The organism is Sphingomonas sp. PAMC 26621 (assembly GCF_000251145.1).
Taxonomy (GTDB): Bacteria; Pseudomonadota; Alphaproteobacteria; order Sphingomonadales; family Sphingomonadaceae; genus Sphingomonas.
Genome location: NZ_AIDW01000061.1, coordinates 45,811 through 63,453, shown reverse-complemented (window position 1 = coordinate 63,453; position 17,643 = coordinate 45,811). Strand labels below are relative to the sequence as shown.

Below are 17,643 nucleotides of genomic sequence, written 5' to 3'. Positions count from 1 at the left end.
GGATCATCGACCTGGGCGCAGATGCTGTGGGACGATTTCTCCGTGTCGGTTTCGAGGCCGACGCTGAGCCGGGAGCTTCGTGCGCTGGGCTATCGGAAATTATCCGCTCGACCCAAGCACCATGCGCAGGATCCCGAGGCGATCGCAGCCTTCAAAAAGGGGGCTTTGCCGCTGAGCTGGACACGGTCAAAGCCACGCTCGCGCGCGGTACACCGATAGAGATCTGGTTCCAGGACGAGGCCAGGGTCGGACAAAAGAACAAGATCACGCGACGATGGGCCAAGCGCGGGACGCGGCCCTCGGCGCCGCATGATCAACGCACCAAATCGGCCTATATCTTCGGCGCAATCTGCCCGCAGGAGGGCAAGGAGGCCGGCCTCGTCCTGCCGTTCTGCAATACCGAGACGATGAGCCTGCATCTGGCCGAGATATCCCTGCATGTCGCGCCAGGCGCCCACGCCGTGGTGCTGATGGACCAGGCTGGCTGGCACATGACGCCGAAGCTCGAGCTTCCCTTCAACATTTCCATCGTCGCGATCCCGTCGAAATGTCCCGAGCTCAACCATCCGCACCGCTCGCTCGCGGACTTCGGGCGCAAACTTGTTGGTCGTCTTGCTCGTCATGGCTCCACCTTCTCAGGAGTTGGAGCCTCCGACAAACCCGGGGCGGTTCACTATGCCGGACCAGGTTGAATTGCTTAAGAATTCCATGTGGGACAAGTCCCTTGCGGACGGAAGGTCTAGTACAGCGATGCTCGCGCTACTCAACCGTCTGCGAGAAATGCGCGCAGCGGGGATGCAGATTCAAATCTACGCCACGCAGCCGGATGCCGCGTTTACGATGGATTAGCATTATTACGAACTGATGATGGCGTCCGAATGGACCAGGATTGCGTCAGCTAATCCGACCGCGTGTGTCCTCATTCTGGTGGGCAACATCCACGCTAAACTGCGACGCCCTACTAATCTGCCGTTTGCTCCCGCAGCAACATTCCTGATCGAGAGCGATACGCTATCGCTCAACGCTGAGACATCTGGGGGTAGTGCCTGGAATTGTCAGAAGGATGGGTGTGGCGCGCATCCGCTTCAGGGCTTGGTTCATAAGCCAGTCTATGTTGGACTTCAGCCAAGTTCCGCTGACGGCTACAACGGGACGTACTCGATCGGCATCCGTTTTACCGCTTCTCCCCCAGCCAGGCCTGATGCCCCATAAGAAAGTTAATAGCGCCGCTCCCGGCCAGACCCTGTGAGTTAGGTGTAACGGTTAGCGCGATCGGCCGACCGCATGTCTGCTTGTGAGCAGGAGCCGGACGACAGCTTTTCCTTCCGACAACAGTCATTGCGGTTGTCCGCTTTTTCTAAGCTTTAGGGCCTGGCACGGCGAAAATGAGCGATCTTCCCGCGCCATGTTCCCAATCGGGTAGACGCTGGCCGCGCCGATCGTGTCCCGATCAGAACTCGCAGACTGTATACAAGTATACGGAGGGACATCGATGTGCCCGTGCCGGGTCGCGCTCCATCTCCGCTTCGCTTCAGTCGAGCCGCCGATCGGCGTCTCGCCCCTACGGGTATACCGTGCGGACCGCCCGGAAATGGCTGGAGACGATCGGTGGTCCGCTTTGCCCGACCGTGGGCCATGGCGCGATGCGGCACGAACCTCTGGAAGATAGCGAAGGCGATCCGGAGCAGTGAAACCTTCCTTTCCCGGCCAATCATATTTATGTATACACGTATAGGACTATACTCCTAGGAGCATATAATGAAGGTTCTAGCCATCCTGTCGCAGAAGGGCGGTGTCGGTAAAACGACGCTAGCGACGTGCCTTGCCGTGGCGGCCGAGCAGGCCGGCAAGGAAACCGCGATCATCGACCTCGACCCGCAGGCAACGGCGTCGTTCTGGAAGGACGTGCGCCAGCTCGACACGCCCGCTGTCGCTTCAATCCAGCCGGTACGACTGGCAACCATGCTCAAAGCCTGTGCCGACGCCGGCACTGATCTTGTTGTGATCGACGGGGCGGCGGTGGCACGTGACGTTGCTTATGAAGCCGCACGCCATGCGGACTTTATCCTTGTGCCGACCAAGACCGCCGTTTTCGACACCATGAGCATGACGCACACGCTCGACGTGGTGCGCCAGCTCGATCGTGCCTTCGCCGTCGTACTGACATTCGTGCCGCCCCAAGGCCAAGAGACGGGCGATGCGATGAAAGCCGTGGAGGAGTTGGGAGCCTCGATCTGCCCAGTGACGATCGGCAACCGCAAAGCGTTCTTCCGCGCGCAAGCCTTAGGACAAGCGGTGCAAGAGTTTGAGCCGAACGGACCGGCCGCAGCAGAAATCAACAGACTATACGAGTATACAGCTATACGCCTATACGATAAAGCGAAGGTGGCATGATGGCGAAGCCCAACGCACTTCAGGCCGTCCTCGATCGCGCCAAGGCCGGCGGCGATGCGCCAGCAACGCCGCGACCTGAAACAGCGGCGCCGGTGGCCAAGCCGGCCAACAGCGGCCGACAGGGCACTAAACTAATTGGCGGCCACTTTGCGCCCGAGGTCAGCACACAGCTTCGCATCATTGCAGCTGAGGAAGAGACGACGGTGCAGAAGCTACTCGCCGAAGCGTTGGATGACCTATTCGTGAAGAAGGGCAGGGGACGATTCGCGCGTACTGTATAGGCTTATAGGCTTATAGGCGTATAGCCGTATACGGGCTGGACGGCAGGGCGGCGATGGACGGTCAGGCAACTTCTGGAGGTCGTGGCGGTGCCGGGACGGCAGAGCACCGATCTTCCCCGGTGCTGGACGCTCTTAAGGTGAGTTTTGGGGTAGGGGCTCACCTTTGGGGCGGTGCACCGAAATCCACAAGAACGGGCAGTTCGGGAATGCCGCCGCGGAGCTTGGCGCGGCGCACGATGCTGTGCTGGTCGATCAGGTTTTGCGCATCGCGCTTGCCGGTGGAGGTTTTTGGAAACCAGTGGAGTGCGACCCGCTCGACCTTGCGTCCGTTCTTGATCGGCGTGAACTCCACATAGAAGGGGCAGAGCTTGTTGATTTCCTCGACTGCAACCTTGAGGCAATATTTGTTAAGGTCGGCAAAGCGCTCCAGCTTTCCCACCGGTACGTTGAGTAGGCCGCGCAGCTCCTCGATAGTGAACTCTTCCCGCTGTTTATATTCGAGTCCGATACGACGTTCGATCATCTCATAGAGGCACAGGGCGTATTTCGACTCGAAGCAATACATCACCTGAGTCTTGAGGCGCGCATAGACCTCGCTGTTGCGTAGTATTTCAATCAGTTCTTCGGGAATGCGATAGTGAAGGAAACCGTCCTTTTCGAGGCTTTCGTCGCTTGGGCCGAGGAGCTGGACGCGGCGCTTGAAAGCCTTGCCCCCTTTGCGGATCGTAACGATGGCGATCGTACCCATCAGGCGTAGCAGCGAACTCTCTATCCGCTCGTTACCCTGGTGCGTGCCTTTCAGGGCCGTCTTGGGGATGCGATGGACGATCGGCTCGCCGATCCGCTCCCATGCATTGGCGATAAGCAAATTATAGATGCGGCGATCGGCGAGGGTGAGCGGGCTTAGCTCGACAATGTCGACCAACTCGCCGGGTTTGACGATCTCGCCGTAATTGGCGGGATCGAACGGATTGCCGCGGCCCTTCTGCGTCAACGTGCGGAAGGTCAGATCGACCGTGGTGGGTTGTGACGACATAGATGTGTCCGGTGAGGAGGAGCAGGGTACAAGCTCACATTACCGCGAATTGTGAGTTAAGCAAATCCTCTAGCTCGCCGTACGCAGGGTGAGGGGCTACCCCAAAACTCACCGTCTCCTGGTCCAAGGCCGATGCCATACCCAAACGCTCACCCGACTCTTCCCCAAACCTCACTTTAACCGACCCCAACGCTCACCTCAGGCTACCCTGAAACTCACGCGAATCGACCCCAACGCTCACTTTTCAAGCCTGCTTTCCGCGGTTTTCTGCGGGTTGCGGACCCCTGAATCTTGAATCTAAGAAGAATTATTGAATTAGAACGGAAACGGTGAGCTTTGGGGTAGTGCAACCTGTGGGTAACTTACCTTCAGAGCGGGAGAGTACCGACTGATGCTGCAAGGGTCGAAAAACGGAAAATGGAAACTTCCGTTGGCCGCTGAGCTTTTTGTAAATCGTCGATTTCGACGCCAAGTGGCTTGGAAAAAGGGCGAACCTGGCCAGATCCACTAGCGCCAAGATCACATGCCCAATGGCTTTTCGACAAATCCAGGTACGACCGGCAGCACATCACAAAGCCGACATCATCCGGAACAGGCCAAAACGACCGATTTCCAGCCCATAGAATATCAAAACAAGGTGAGAAGGCTCCCAAGAGCCTTAGGGTGAGGACTCATAATCACCAGGTGATGGCGGCTACGAGGTAGATCGCGCTAAGGAAGTTGGTGGCGGGCTTGTCGTAGCGAGTGGCGATGCGGCGATAATCCTTGAGGCGGCAGAACATTCGCTCGACCGCGTTTCGACCTTTGTAGAGCGAGCGCGAGAAACAGCTTTTCCAGGACCGGTTCGCCTTAGAGGGGATGTTGGGCACGGCACCCTGCCGCTCGATCAGGTCGCGGATCGCGTTGGTGTCGTAGGGCTTGTCGGCTAGCACGACGGTACGTGGCGCAAGATCGTCGAGCAGGGTTTCGGCGGCCTGACAGTCGGCAACGTTGCCACCGGTCAGCAGGAAGCGGAGCGGGCGGCCTTCACCGTCGATAAGTGCGTGGAGCTTACTGTTGCGAACGCCTCGGCTGATCCCAATCGCCTGGACGAGCGCCCCCCTTTTCCGCCGCCTGCCGATCGGTGCGCCTTCATATGGGTGCTGTCGATCAAGACTTCGGCAGGCGGCCCGTCCGCTGCCGCCAGTGTGACGAACATCTCCTGCCAGACGCCTTTGGCCGCCCATCGCACGAACCGATTGTAGAACGTCTTCCTCGGACCGTAGCAGGCTGGTGCATCGACCCAGCGACCGCCCGATTTTACGACATGGATGATGCCGCTGATCACGCGCCGGTCGTCGACCCGCGCAACCCCTCGAACCTTGTCGGGCAGCAACGGACGAAGCCGCTCGAACTGCTCTCCACTCAACCATAACTCGCTTAAATCCACGCTCCTGCTGTCGCCAAGCCTGAAATCAACCCCCCACGTCAAAAGTGAGCCGATACCCCAAAACTCACTTTTCAGCGCTGCGACAGAGCGGGCGCGGTGTATACGCCTATACGGGCCTTACTTTTTGACTCTGGAGCGATGACCCATGCCTCTCGACGCCTAGCCTCAAAAACCATTAATCGAGGTTCGCATTCCTCACGCCGGATCGAACTGGCCAGCGAACTCGCGATCAGCGTAGTAGCTCAACTTCGCGGCAAAGACCGGCCGCTGTCCGGCCACGAACAGAAGCTGGCGGTCAAGGTTCAGTGTGCAGACCTCGTTGGGAGTAAGCAGCGGGCGGCCGACATGCTGCTGCCCGAAGATGATCCCGCTCGCCTCCGCGTCTAGGGCGCGGCTCATCGACTCGAACACGACCGTCTCCTAGTCGAGCAGGTCGGAAATGAGCTGCGCGCTCTGCTGATCGTTGACGCCAAACGCCTGCAGGACGCCTGTGTTGGGCAGGAGGGTGCCGGCGCGCTGGTCGTAGAGCGCCCGGAGCTGGTGTATGTCCTGCAGGATCGGCCAGAGCTGAATTCCGTAGCCTGCCATCAGCCCCATCTCCCGCTCGACCGCTTCGAGGTGACCCAACGCCGCAAACTCGTCGCGCAGGAACAGCCAGCGGGCAAAGGTATCGAGCCGGTCCGGCGGCAGAACGAGGAAGATGCCTACTTGTAGGGGCTCGCAATGATGATCGCCCAGAACTGCAATAAGGGTAACCGCATCACCGGACCCGCTGCATCTTGCTCGCATTGCCCCGAAAAGGGGATGAACTGTTGCGCCCGAGCAGGGAAGGATTATCCCGGTGCATCTTTACGGGGAGATCTTTGATGAAGCTGGACGATCTTGTAAAAGGCATTGCTGAGGGAAGCGATCTGAGTGCCGCGAAGGCTCGAGCGCTGATTGGCCGCGTGTTCGGCGATATCGGTGCTGCGGTCGCGCGGGGCGAGGACGTGTCGCTGCCCGGGTTCGGCAAGTTCTCCAGCAAGGCCAGAGCCGCCCGGGCTGGTCGCAATCCGCGGACCGGCGAGGCGATGGAGATCGCTGCGTCGACCAAGGTGGTGTTCACACCGGCCAAAATGCTTAAGGACAAGATTTCCTCGTGACGACAGAAACAGAGGCCAGCCCCAATGCGATCGAACTCGCAGCAGCGCTGACGATCGCGTGGCTAAGCAATCCCAACACGCGCGCCGCGGCTGGGGACGTGCCGGTATTTCTCAGCCGGATGCGCGACAGCGTCGCGGGATTGATCGACCAACCAAACACGTCGGCTGCGGAGGCTGCGCCCAAGCAGTTCACGCCTGCGGTGACAGTGCGTAAATCGCTGGCGTCGAAGGATCACATCATCTCCTTGATCGATGGCAAGCCTTATAAGATGCTGCGGCGCCATCTGAGCGGACATGAGCTCACACCCGAGCAATATCGGGACCGCTACAACCTCAAGGCCGATTACCCGATGGTGGCCGAGAGTTATTCAGAAACGCGGCGCGCCATGGCGAAAAGAATTGGGCTGGGCCGGAAGCCCGGGCCACGAGCGACGGCGCAGGAGCCGGGCCCGCCGCAGCGGCGCAAATTGAAGTTGCCGTCGATCACCGAATAAGCTGACATTGCCGTTACTCGTTCCGCGCGACTGACCCGGACAGAGCAATCTGGGCGGCGCGCAGGGCGAGCAGCTTTTCGGTATCGGTGGGTGCAAGACGACCCCAGCGGAACGCCGAACGGTCGGCAGCGCCATCCGACCAGATGCGCTGCGCGACACGAAACAGTTCCTGGACGCTCGGCTGCCGATCGGTCGCTACGCAATCGATCACCATTCTCGAACAAGGGATTTATCGAGCGCATCGGCTGATCCTCCTGACCCGTGTCTACGCCGTTTTCATGACGTGACAATGGCGGTTTTTATGGCCGGCCACTGGCACTGGTCACAGCCATGGGCATGATCTCCAATGTTCGATCTGCGTTGGGATGATTGAGCAGCCGGAGGAAGATTTGCGACACGAGGGGAGAGGACACCCCTTTATCCAGCATCATGGCCCCTGTACATTATGGGGACACAGATTCCGGTAGGCTTTCGTAAATCAGACACTTGCGTCTAAGCGTAAATCCATGTCCCCATAATGTACGGGAGCCTTGTTGCGTGTTGGCTATCGCCGTCACAAGGTGGCCTAGCCGCCCCTAGCTATCGAGAAAGAAAGTGAAGGTCAGTTGTCCATCAAGGCAGGCGTCGACCCCATCCAGCGATAGCGACGAACAACGCAGCGCCCCAGCGAGCGACAAAGGCAACGGGCCGTATCAGGAACTCCACGGCCATGAACCCCATCAGCCGGCCGAGGATCAGGCCGACGACGATCGCGACCAGAACGATCCAGATCATGCCCGTGGACCAACGTGATAGGGATTGGGGTCGAAGTGTCCGCGATATTCGGCGTCGGTGCGATAATCGATCCGGTCGAGCAGCCAAGCCGGTTCGCTGGCCACGAACACGATCGCGCGCTGCTCGCGCATGACCTCATCCGGCGTCAGCAGCTCGCGCCCGGCAAATTGCTGGCTGGCCCCGGTGGACTTACCCCGGTTCATGCTGTGGCTGCCGGTGCCGAGATTGGTGCCGCCACTCTTGCCACGGTTGGCCGTCTCGTACTCGATCGTCGCTTTGCCCAGCATGTCGGAAACGTACTTCGCCGTTTCCAGATCATTGGTGTTGAAAAACTGACCGGTGGCGTTTGCGAGGAAGCTGCCCTTTTTCGGGTAGATTTTGAGCTGGTCCATGTCCTGGAGGAACAGCCACAGCGCCACCCCGAACCCGCGTACCAAGCTGATCGCATCCTCAATCGCGGTCATGCGTCCGAGCTGGGCAAACTCGTCGAGCAGGAAGGCGACCTTGTGGAACGGCGTCACCGTGTCCGCCATAACCCCGGCGAGCGCGTCGTTGACCAGCCCGCGCACGAACCGGGCATTGCCGCCCCGTAGCTTGTCGGCCGGCAGCACGACGTAGACCGTCATCGGTGTGTGCTTGAGATCGCGCAGGGCAAAGTCCGAGCGCGCCAGCGTGCGGGCGATGCGAGGATCATCAAGGAAGGCGGTGTGGCGTCTGGCGCTCGACAGCACCGAACCGCGCTCGCGATCGGCCATGCCGGAGAAGGTGTTGGCGGCGCGCGCAACGATCCCGAACGCGGCATCGCTGACCATCATCGCGGCAAGCGTATCGTCCAACTCCTCGGCACCGGAGGCTAGCAGCCGGCGAACCTCGCCCATGTTCCGCTTATCTGCGTCCATGCCGGCGACGTGCAGCACGACGCCCCGGATCAGGTCACGGGCGGTATCGTCCCAATGATCGTCGCCGCCCTTGTCGGCCGGGATCACGCAAGCGTCCGCAATCGTCATCGCCTGCGCCAGGCAATCCTCGCTTTCGAGATCAATGCGATCGAGCCAGTTGAAGCCATGGGCACGATCGCCCGTTACCCCGTAGGGATCGAGCAGCCAGACCGCCTGACCCATGGCGCGGCGCGCGCGAGCAGTGACGGCGTAGTTTTCGCCTTTCACGTCCAGCACCAGCGCAGAGCCGGGGTATTCGAGCAGGGTGGGGATCACGAGCCCTGTGCCCTTGCCAGAGCCGGTGGGTGCGAACGTGATGACATGGCCGTTCTGGCGGAAACGGTTGTCGCCGGGCAGCCGATCTGTCGCCCGACCGAGCGCAAAGCCAGCAGGGGAGGGGGTATTGGCGGCGGGAAGGTGCCGCAGCGCTCGCATCTGGGCCGTGGAGCCCCAATAAGCGCTACCATGGGTGTCTTGACCATCGGAGGGACCTGTCAGCCCCACAGGGGCTCCCACGGCCGTCGGAGCAGTCTCCTGCGACCCAAACGGGGCCCTGCCGGTGTAGAGCACGCGAAAGCGTTCGGTGTAGCCCCACAGCGCCGCCAGCACGACAAGCGCGCCGACATCGAGTGCCCACCACGGTATGATGGGCAGGAAGCCGTGGATCAGGAGCATGGGCAGGAAGATTGCCGGTGTGAGGGCGACCAGCTTCCAGGCGATGCGACGGCGTTTCATCCGCAGGGCGATGATCGAGCCAACGATCGCGGCGATCAGCATCCATGAGAACAACGCCGGCCAGTGACCGAGACGCTGGCCGATACCGGTCCAATAGCCGGTCGCAGTGGTCGGGTTCTCGCGTTCGGCGTAGACGTCACTCAGCTTCGTATTGAGCTCTTCCTGCCGATGCCGTTCCTGCCGCGCCGCCTCATCCGAGAAGACCCCGGCGAGATCGTCAGCGTTGCCGGCCAGGTCCATGACGAGCACATAGGCCGTGGTCGCGAGCTGTCCGCTGCCGCGTGTCCGCAGTGCCCGTGACAGATCGGCAAGTCCGGCGTGGAGCGATGCTGGCGGGGGTAGGCCAGCCTGGACCAGCCGCGTGCGGTAGCCATCTGTTGCGAGGCGCAGAAAGCCTTCGAGGCGGGTTTCAACCGGCTCCTGGACGTTATGCGGTTGCGCAGTATCGGCCTTGGCCTGCGTCACCATCTGGTCGAGTAGGGGAGTGGCGCGATCGAGGCCATCAGCGACCCCGGTCCAATTCTTTGCATTGGCGGCAGCGATCATGCCCGTGGCGTTGAGATGGAGATCAGAAACGACGCGGCTCCAGCGATCCGTACTGGCATCCTGCGCGGCGCAAATGGCGCGGGCGTATTCGTCGTAGCGAGCCTTTACGTCCGGCTCGCTACCCTGAAACAGATGCGCTCGTGTCAGGGCAAGGTCGCAGCGAGGAACGTCGGCGTGAGCGGCCGACAGGGACGAGAGGGCGATCCCTCCCGCCAGCAGGAGAAATCGCGCCCGGATCATTGTTCGTCCGATCCAATATCGGCCGCGCACCACGCGGCGGCTTGGTCAGGCCATCAGGGCGGGGTGGCAGATCGAACAGTGACCGGTCGCGGGAGGCGAAAAGTTCGCGGTTGAGGATCGTCATGAGCTGCTCTTCGGAAAACTTACCCCGCTTGATCGAGGCATTGACCGCACCGCCGATAAGAATCTTGCGACGGGTATCTGTTTTACGTTCCGTCGATTTCTCGCGAGCGTTGAGGGCAGCGATCTTGGCAGCAAGCTGGCGTTGCTGTTCGAGAAGCTTTTCGCGCTGTGACGGTTTGGGATCGGCCATGACGTAGCTCCCGCAGACAGAAGAAAAAGAATAGGCAGAAGGCATAACAAGAAGCAAGGCAACAGCAAGAAAACAGGATATAAGGAAGTAGAAGAGAACCCATACCGCAATCAGTGCCCACATCCGGACCGAACCCCAAGCACCAGCCGGTATCGAAAGATAACGGCGCACTTATGCAAACTTGCAGTTTGCGTACGGCAGGGTCATACCCTGCACCCATGTCGCTGACGCGACAGCGGGGTGGACCACCACCCCACACCCCCGGCCTGCATCGTGCCGCTGGACCTCGTGTGAAGAAGGCAGTAAGCAGAAGGGACGGAAGAAGAAGTGCCGCTTGCCCCGTATCACATGAGCGTGAAAACGATCGGGCGCTCGCAGGGCCGCAGCGCAACAGCAGCGTGTGCGTACCGGTCGGGTGAACGCATCGAGGACCAGCGCACGGGACAGGTATTCGACTATTCGCGGCGTGGTGGCGTGGAACGGCCACAGTGCGCGATCTTCGCGCCGGCCGATGCACCGGCATGGGTGCAGGACCGTCCTGCCTTGTGGAATGCGGTGGAAGCCGCCGAGACGCGCAAGAACAGTACCGTCGCGCGAGAGTTCGAGATCGCGTTGCCGGCGGACCTCGACAGTGAAGCGCGGCAAGCACTGGTGGCGCAGTTCGCGACGGCGCTGGTTGAACGCCACGGAATGGTGGTGGATGCCTCGATTCACGGTCCCGACCCGGACGCTGCCCACGGACAGGGCAACCGCAATCATCACGCGCATGTGTTGTGTTCGACGCGGCGGATTGAGCCGGACGGCTTCGGGGCCAAGGTGCGCGAATTGGACGATCAGCGATCGGGCGAGGTCGAGCATTGGCGGACGGAGTTTGCAGCCATGTGCGGCGATGCATTGGAGCGAGCGGGATACCCTGAGCAGGCGGCGCGCTGGCGGGCAGGGCACATGCACAAGGCCGGCCAGATCGAGGCGGCCCGTGAGCGTGGCGACGTAGCGTTTGTCGCCGAGAACGAGAACCGGGTGCCGGGATGGCATTACGGTCCCAACGTTATCCAGATCGAGCGCAAGGGCCGTAGTACCGATCAGGGTGACAAGGTCCGGGCGCGCGAGGGTTTGAACGCCGAGGTGATCGATCTCGCGCAAGCCCGCGAGCGACTGGCGGCCGAGCGTGTAATGCCGGCACCGGCTGAGCCGGAGCGGCGATACGGGCTGCTCGAAGCGGCGCGGGAGATGCGCCGTGCCGACGTACAGCAGGGCCGCGACCGGTGGTTGCTGGACGTGCCGGTAGCGGCGCCCGTGGTACGTCCCCCCGAAATCGTTTTGCGCGAGTGGAAAGCGGAAACCGATCGTCAGTTTCAGGGCTTCCAGGACAAGGCTAGCCAAGTCGATGGCTATGCCCGCAAGCTACTCAGCGTGCATGAGCGGCGGCAGGAAGCCCACCGCCGGCAGCGCCCCCAGGCACCGGCCGGTTTGTTCGCGGCGGTGAAGCGTACCACCTACGAAGCGGCGGCTAAGGCATGGGAGCAGACCCGCGCCGCGATCCAGAAGCGGATCGAACGGCTGTCCGGCCAGATCGACAAACTGGCGGGATATATGCGGCGTGCGTTCTCGTGGGAGGCCGAGCCGTCAGCCGGCGAGAGGCTGGCGGAGCGCAAGGCGGGGCTGGCGCAACCTGCGTTGGCAGCCGAATATGAACGGGTAAAACAGGAGGCTGGTCCTATGGTCGATATCGCCAATCCGGGCGAGAGCGCGGCCCGGCGTCGTGCTGGCGCGCTGGTCGGGCATGAGCGTGCGGAGCGTGACGGCAAGCTCGCCGCGAAACTGGACGCCGGTATTGAGGCACTATCCGCGTCACCGGCGCTGGACGGCCGGGCGATGGCGGATCGCATGGCGGGCAAGGCCGGTGTCGATGGCAAGCCACCCCAGACCGAACAGGAGAAGCGCGTCGCCGAGGCGCGCGAGAAGATCAGGGCCAGCCGTGACAAGGAGCGTCAGGAGCGCGAGCAGGGCAAGGATCGTGGCCGAGGACGGTAGACGGGATCAACCGGCAGAGGGGATGGGACGATGGCCAACAGGCTTTGGAAGGTGACCGTGAGCAGCCTCTTTCCTAACGATAACAGGGTTGAGAGCATCTATGAGGGGCATCACGCCGACGATGCGTCGGCGCGCGATGCGGCGCTACACAAGGAGGCGATCAACAACGGCGGGTCTACGATCGCCCGTGTCGTGGCTGTCGAAGAGGTCGGATAACGTGCCGTTCGCGGTGCAGCGAACCGTGCGGGATCGTCGTCAGGTCAGTGTCGGGCGTCCGCTATGGCGTTCCGTTCCGTCTGCACTTCCAGCATGCGTTGGCTGACCACGGGCTTGAACCGGGTGTCGCAATGATCGCGCAGTGCCTTTTGCGCGCTATCCCGTTCCTCGACCGACGTGGCGGCATCGATGAGGACGCTTAGGCAGCCATATTCGATCGCCCATGGGTTCTTCTGGCGGCCGGCGAAATGATCGATCATGTTCCAGCTCCCTGGTATCTCCCTTTGGATCGTCAGGTTGGGCCTGTCAGATCAGCGTAACGCGACCCGTTTCTGTGCATTTCCCAATGATCGGGGGCGGGCATTGGCATCCGGCTGGCCGACCTGGAAGTAGACCCGGTCGGCATGGCTCAGATAGGCAGGAGCATCCGACCAGCATCGGTCGCAGCGAGATAAGGTAAAAGGTCTACCTTTCGGCGTGGCAGATCAAGCTGAGGCTCATCGATGTTAGCCGGTTCGGTTGGTGGTTGCGGCGGTCCTGTTAGAACCGCCGCAATCGTCTTAGTAGCGCGTTGCTGCGGTCGTGTAGGTCGACCGCTCGCGGGTCACCTCGTCAGGTGTATAGTCGGCCGCATCGGGGTCGAATGTGTTCCAGCCACTCTGGCGATAGGCAGCGCCACGGGTAGATGCATCGACCGACCGATTGGCATCAAGGATGGACTCGGCCTGAGCCGCTTCCATGTCGTCGGTGCGCACGCTGACCAGCGTTCCGCCACGACGGACGCCCTCGGAATAGACGTTTGCCTCTTCCTCAGTGTGACCGGACTCCTTTAGTGCCCCCACAATACCGCCGGTAGCAGCGCCACCTGCCGCACCAATACCGGCGCCAACGGCAGTCGCCGCCAGCCAGCCTGCTGCAACGATAGGGCCAAGACCCGGGATAGCGAGCAGGCCTAGACCGGCGAGCAGGCCGCCAGCGCCGCCCAGCACTGCGCCGGTCGAAGTGCCTCGGCTCACATCGCCATGGTCGTCCACGCCTTGATGATCGCCGACAGCATGTTCACCGTGAGTGTTGTTGGAGACGATACTGATGTCGGCATGCGGGATGCCATGTGCTTCTAAGGCGTCAACAGCGGCCTTGGCGTCGGCATAATCGTCGAACAGACGGGTAATGGTTTTGGTCATGTCATTCTCCAAAAAATGTCGGTGCGACGTAGCGATCAATGAACGGTGACGTTGCCTTTGTAGTCGAGCGCAACATTGACCTTGGAGCCGCCCTTCATGGCCGTGCCCTGCCAGACGCCATTCCCGTTCTTCGCCAGACCGCTCACGTTAGTGAAGCCGGCTTTGCCGATGCGGACCTGCGCCTGATGTTCGGTGAAGGAGTTGCGGCCCTTGGCCGCTGCTGCGGTCGTGCGCGGCGTGTTGTTTTTGATGGCCGGGTTGTGCGATCCGGTGGTGTCCGACTGGGCATTCGCAGCACCGGCGAAAGCAACACCCGCGAGCGCGGCAAACAACATCATCTTCATTCCTGAACCCTCTTCCTGGTTATCGGTAAAAAAGGCTGTCCACGGGCACGCCGCGGTCAGCCTTCAATCTCGTTGCTGGCTTAAATGTCGTCGCCGAGAGCGCCCTTGACGCTGCCCTTGACGTCTTGCCCGGTGCCCTTGAGCTGCTGAGCTTTGCCTTCGGCTTCCAGCTTGTCGTTTCCGGCCGCCTTACCAGCGGCTTCCTTGACGTTGCCGGCAATCTTGTTGCCTGCGGCGTCGAGCTTGTCGGTAAACTCACCCATGCGAAATCCTCGGCGATGAGGCTCCCAATCAAGCCACTGATATCGCAAACGATGCAACCGACGTTATAATTGAATGGTTCCTTCGACCCAATGGGCCGTAACGCAACGGAGGTTGCGCACCGCGCGTATCGTGGAGGGCGGATTGCCGAAGCGTTGCGTCAGGGATCGGCGCGATCACCGAGTGGAAGCGCTTAACCAATAGCCCCGCGTCGTCCGCTCGCACTGCCTTGGAGATTGGTGTCACAAACGCTTGAGACTGTTGAAAAACGGCGGCTTGCGATGGTGACGAGGGCGTGATTCACTCCTGCAAGGCGGTAGGGGGATCACGGACATGATGGGTCGGCAGGTGGCACAGGGCGCGCTGTTCTATGGTTTCCGGCTCGATGAGCATGTGCCGGTCCGAACGGCACTCCAACATCGACGTCAGCGCAACGCTTTTAGGGGAGCTCGTCGACGCCGATCGGGGGTTCCTGTTCAACGCCCATTTACAGTTGGGAAAACGCCATTCAGGTGGATACCAATGGGTAGGGAGCTTTGCTTATCGTTGCGATGAGGCTTGCAAAACTAGCGCGATTGAGGGGGCGGCTGATAAGATAGCCCTGGATCGTGTCGCAGCCAGCCGCGATCGAGAAGTTTAACTGTTCTGACGTCTCGACGCCTTCGACCGTCGTTGACATACCAAGGCACTTGGCCATCGTGATGATAGCCCGAACGATCGCCGCGCTCTCTGCGTCATGAGGCAATTGCCGCACAAAAGACTGGTCGATCTTGATCTTGTCGAAAGGGAATTTACGCAAGTAGCTCAGTGACGAATAACCAGTTCCAAAGTCGTCCATGGAGACGTGCACGCCTAGTGCTCTGAGCTCGTTCAACGTCTCGAGCGTCCCACCTTCGTCTGACAGCAAAACGCCTTCGGTAATCTCTAGCTCAAGGCGTCCAGGAGACAGCCCGGTAGAATGAAGGGTTGTCACGATTAAGGAAACTAGCGACCGATCGCGGAACTGAGCGGGTGACAAGTTAACCGCGACTCGCATTCCTTCCGGCCATGTCGCAGCCTCTGCACATGCCGTGTTCAAGACCCAAGCCCCAAGCGGCACGATGAGACCTGTCTCTTCGGCAATGCCAATGAAGTCCAACGGTGGCACCAAACCGCGGTCAGGGTGGTTCCAGCGCACGAGAGCCTCGACAGATGTAATGCGTCCGCTCATGGCGTCCGCCAACGGCTGATAATGCAGCTCCATCTGCCCTTCAGCAAGCGCAAGCCGCAACCCTGCTTCAATCGCGCGACGCTCACGCATCTTCTCGTCGAGCGAGACATCGTAGCGGCGGAATGTCCCTCTGCCATCTGCCTTGGCGGCATAAAGGGCGAGGTCTGCGTTGTGCATCAACTCCGCCGGATCCTCGCCGTCGTCCGGAGCAATTGCGATACCAATGCTGGCGCCAAGATGGATCGGTTGGCCATCAAGCAGGAAGGGGCTCCCAGCGATGATCTTGACGATGCGTGCTGCCAACGCTGCTGCTGCATCTGCTTCTTCGGCAGATGTCTGCAGAACCGCAAACTCGTCGCCACCCAGACGAGCGAGGACATCGTCCACGCGCAAGGTAGATCGCAAGCGATCAGCGACCATCCGAAGCACAATGTCCCCCGCGGCGTGGCCGAGCATATCGTTGACCGCTTTGAAGCGATCAAGATCGAGTATCAGTATCGCACTTGCCTGGTCACGCTCGCGGCGCGACGCTGTGTGAACGGCGAGAAGATCGAAAAACCGTGTTCTGTTGGCGAGGCCGGTTAAGGGATCGCTAAACGCGAGCAGCCGCATCTTCGCTTCCGTCTTTATACGCTCGCGTTGATCCCTAACCGCGATCACAGTCTGGATTTTGTGCCCAAGGGCTACCTCACGTCGCAGGACGCGAACCGGAACTTCAAGCCCGTCGGCGCCAATGAGATTCATCTCCCGCTCTTCGCGTTCTGGCAGGCTTGAGACATCGAGCCCGGGTAGGAGGGAACTAATAAAGTAGCCCGATAACGAGCCTGGCGCGTGGCCGGACAGAAGCTCGACACTGTCGTTGGCCGTCACAACGACATCGTCCTGGCAAATTAGCAGCCCTTCGAGTGCGACGTCGGCAAGCTCGCGAAGGCGCTGTCTGTCCTGTCGCAGGTTGGCCTTTGCCGCAAGATCGAACCTCCAACCGATTACGGCAAGTAGGATAAGGGCGAGTGACACCCCGGCAACAACCGGTGTAATCGCGTGCGGAGATATGGCGTTGTCCGGAAAGCGCTTCGCTGCATCAAAATGGAGGGTCATTGCGGCCATGCCGCAGAAGTGTAGCAATGCGATCGAGACGAACAGCCAAGGCGCTGCAGTTGCTCGGACTCGCCGGTTGCGGCTTGCTACAGCCACCATCGCTATCCCCGAAAGAGGCAGGCTGGCAATGATGGATGGCAGGACAAGCCTTAGGTTCCACGCGACGGTACCCTGTACGAGGTACGCCGCCTGACCGATATAGTGGAGACCGGTCACTCCCACACCGACAATCAGCCCTGCCACGAAGCGCTGCCAGCGCTGACGCGCCCAAATAGAGATTAAAACGCCGACGCCGATTCCTACGATAGCGCATGTCAGCGATATGGCGGTCAGTACCGGTTCGAAAGCGGCTGGCATGCCTGGCTTGAACGCGAGCAGGACGATGAAGTGGGTAGCCCAAGCCGTACTGGCGCTCGCGACGATGCTAACGATACCCCAGCGGGTCCGGGCGGATCCCTTAGCTCGAGCCGCGTGATTACCGATCGCGAAGGCGGCGTAGATCCCAATCGCGCAGACTACGCCGGCGAGGATCATCAGCCGGGCATCGTGCATGGCACGGATGCACTCGATTACAGATGAGAGTGAGGCGATCATCTATAACTTATAGGTTGCACTTGGAACCTAAGCTGACGGACTGCGATAAATAGTGATGAACATCCGGCAAATTTGGCGAGCGGCTAGGACTAGCTGTCGTCCACACGGCTTGACTCTTTTGGGTCCAATAAATTGTCTGATCCCACGATTTGATGGTGCGAATCCTTCCATTCTAACGAACTGATCGCACCATCAAATCGTGGGATCAAACACTAGTGCGTGGACCAATCCGCGGTTGAAAGCTTGATCAATCGTTGTCGATCAGGAGTCCGCGCCACACCTGCCAAGGCTCAAGCTGTCGCTGGCGTCGGCGCCAGCGGAGCGGTAAATTCGGCCAGCGTCTCAGATGGCAGTCATCAGACCGTACGTTCTCGAACATC

17 protein-coding genes and 3 pseudogenes are annotated in these 17,643 nt (G+C 60.6%); 8 read left to right on the top strand and 12 right to left on the bottom strand.

The genetic code is table 11. The annotated features are described in order from the left end of the window. From RI03_RS21385 to RI03_RS21375, 4 genes and pseudogenes are all read left to right on the top strand, one after another. Positions 1-563, top strand: a pseudogene (locus RI03_RS21385) (IS630 family transposase); the annotation flags it as partial. A 1,002-nt stretch (positions 564-1,565) separates the two neighbouring features. Then, a pseudogene (locus RI03_RS24965) lies at positions 1,566-1,691 on the top strand (transcription elongation protein SprT); the annotation flags it as partial. A gap of 67 nt (positions 1,692-1,758) precedes the next feature. Then, positions 1,759-2,394, top strand: coding sequence for a nucleotide-binding protein (locus tag RI03_RS21380; protein ID WP_010219842.1), 636 nt, complete (start codon positions 1,759-1,761; stop codon positions 2,392-2,394). Next, complete coding sequence (locus tag RI03_RS21375) at positions 2,391-2,675, top strand: ribbon-helix-helix domain-containing protein (protein ID WP_238542495.1); 285 nt, start codon at positions 2,391-2,393, stop codon at positions 2,673-2,675. Before RI03_RS21380 ends, RI03_RS21375 begins: the two co-directional genes overlap by 4 nt. 157 nt (positions 2,676-2,832) lie before the next feature. On the opposite strand, the gene RI03_RS21370 is transcribed toward RI03_RS21375, so the two are convergent. From RI03_RS21370 to RI03_RS23200, 3 genes and pseudogenes are all read right to left on the bottom strand, one after another. Continuing rightward, complete coding sequence (locus RI03_RS21370) at positions 2,833-3,711, bottom strand: replication initiation protein (RefSeq protein ID WP_010219839.1); 879 nt, start codon at positions 3,709-3,711, stop codon at positions 2,833-2,835. 677 nt (positions 3,712-4,388) lie between these two features. Beyond that, positions 4,389-5,140, bottom strand: a protein-coding gene (locus tag RI03_RS23205) for an IS5 family transposase (protein ID WP_086011743.1) whose coding sequence is annotated in 2 segments (ribosomal slippage) — positions 4,389-4,804 and positions 4,804-5,140 — 753 coding nt in all. Because the reading frame shifts where the segments join, the coding sequence is not laid out codon by codon here. Between the two features lie 195 nt (positions 5,141-5,335). Continuing rightward, a pseudogene (locus RI03_RS23200) lies at positions 5,336-5,929 on the bottom strand (type IV secretory system conjugative DNA transfer family protein). Positions 5,930-6,006: 77 nt separating this feature from the next. On the opposite strand from RI03_RS23200, the gene RI03_RS21345 reads away from it, so the two are divergent. Together RI03_RS21345 and RI03_RS21340 are read left to right on the top strand one after the other, a co-directional pair. Beyond that, on the top strand, positions 6,007-6,282 hold the full coding sequence (locus RI03_RS21345) for an HU family DNA-binding protein (RefSeq protein WP_010219835.1): 276 nt from the start codon (positions 6,007-6,009) through the stop codon (positions 6,280-6,282). Further along, a complete protein-coding gene (locus RI03_RS21340) occupies positions 6,279-6,776 on the top strand; it encodes a MucR family transcriptional regulator (protein ID WP_010219834.1) in 498 nt (165 codons plus the stop codon). Before RI03_RS21345 ends, RI03_RS21340 begins: the two co-directional genes overlap by 4 nt. Positions 6,777-6,789: 13 nt before the next feature. On the opposite strand, the gene RI03_RS21335 is transcribed toward RI03_RS21340, so the two are convergent. From RI03_RS21335 to RI03_RS23900, 4 genes are all read right to left on the bottom strand, one after another. Beyond that, a complete protein-coding gene (locus tag RI03_RS21335; RefSeq protein WP_010219397.1) occupies positions 6,790-6,990 on the bottom strand; it encodes a hypothetical protein in 201 nt (66 codons plus the stop codon). Positions 6,991-7,388: 398 nt separating this feature from the next. Further along, positions 7,389-7,550 (bottom strand): hypothetical protein, encoded by a 162-nt coding sequence (locus RI03_RS24245; protein ID WP_170318445.1) that lies wholly within the window; start codon positions 7,548-7,550, stop codon positions 7,389-7,391. Further along, complete coding sequence (locus RI03_RS24960; RefSeq protein ID WP_238542496.1) at positions 7,547-10,006, bottom strand: type IV secretory system conjugative DNA transfer family protein; 2,460 nt, start codon at positions 10,004-10,006, stop codon at positions 7,547-7,549. The genes RI03_RS24245 and RI03_RS24960 overlap by 4 nt, the downstream gene beginning before the upstream one ends. Next, complete coding sequence (locus RI03_RS23900; protein ID WP_138995798.1) at positions 9,888-10,445, bottom strand: hypothetical protein; 558 nt, start codon at positions 10,443-10,445, stop codon at positions 9,888-9,890. Before RI03_RS23900 ends, RI03_RS24960 begins: the two co-directional genes overlap by 119 nt. Positions 10,446-10,649: 204 nt before the next feature. On the opposite strand from RI03_RS23900, the gene mobQ reads away from it, so the two are divergent. Together mobQ and RI03_RS21320 are read left to right on the top strand one after the other, a co-directional pair. Then, a complete protein-coding gene (mobQ, locus tag RI03_RS22460) occupies positions 10,650-12,356 on the top strand; it encodes a MobQ family relaxase (RefSeq protein ID WP_238542494.1) in 1,707 nt (568 codons plus the stop codon). A 30-nt stretch (positions 12,357-12,386) separates the two neighbouring features. Beyond that, positions 12,387-12,572, top strand: coding sequence for a hypothetical protein (locus tag RI03_RS21320; protein WP_010219828.1), 186 nt, complete (start codon positions 12,387-12,389; stop codon positions 12,570-12,572). A 44-nt stretch (positions 12,573-12,616) separates the two neighbouring features. Here RI03_RS21320 and RI03_RS21315 read toward each other — a convergent pair whose 3' ends face one another. The 5 genes from RI03_RS21315 to RI03_RS21295 form a co-directional block, all read right to left on the bottom strand. Continuing rightward, a complete protein-coding gene (locus RI03_RS21315; RefSeq protein WP_010219826.1) occupies positions 12,617-12,832 on the bottom strand; it encodes a hypothetical protein in 216 nt (71 codons plus the stop codon). Between the two features lie 300 nt (positions 12,833-13,132). Beyond that, positions 13,133-13,756 carry a general stress protein gene (locus RI03_RS21310; RefSeq protein WP_026046958.1) on the bottom strand — a complete coding sequence of 208 codons (624 nt, stop codon included), beginning with the start codon at positions 13,754-13,756 and terminating at the stop codon, positions 13,133-13,135. A 35-nt stretch (positions 13,757-13,791) separates the two neighbouring features. Further along, entirely contained in the window at positions 13,792-14,100 is a 309-nt protein-coding gene (locus RI03_RS21305; RefSeq protein WP_010219824.1) for a hypothetical protein, read from the bottom strand. An 80-nt stretch (positions 14,101-14,180) separates the two neighbouring features. After that, positions 14,181-14,363, bottom strand: coding sequence for a CsbD family protein (locus tag RI03_RS21300; protein ID WP_010219823.1), 183 nt, complete (start codon positions 14,361-14,363; stop codon positions 14,181-14,183). Between the two features lie 506 nt (positions 14,364-14,869). Then, the gene (locus RI03_RS21295; protein ID WP_202949393.1) at positions 14,870-17,263 is read right to left on the bottom strand and encodes a bifunctional diguanylate cyclase/phosphodiesterase; all 2,394 of its coding nucleotides are present in this window, start codon (positions 17,261-17,263) and stop codon (positions 14,870-14,872) included. Positions 17,264-17,643: the final 380 nt, after the last annotated feature.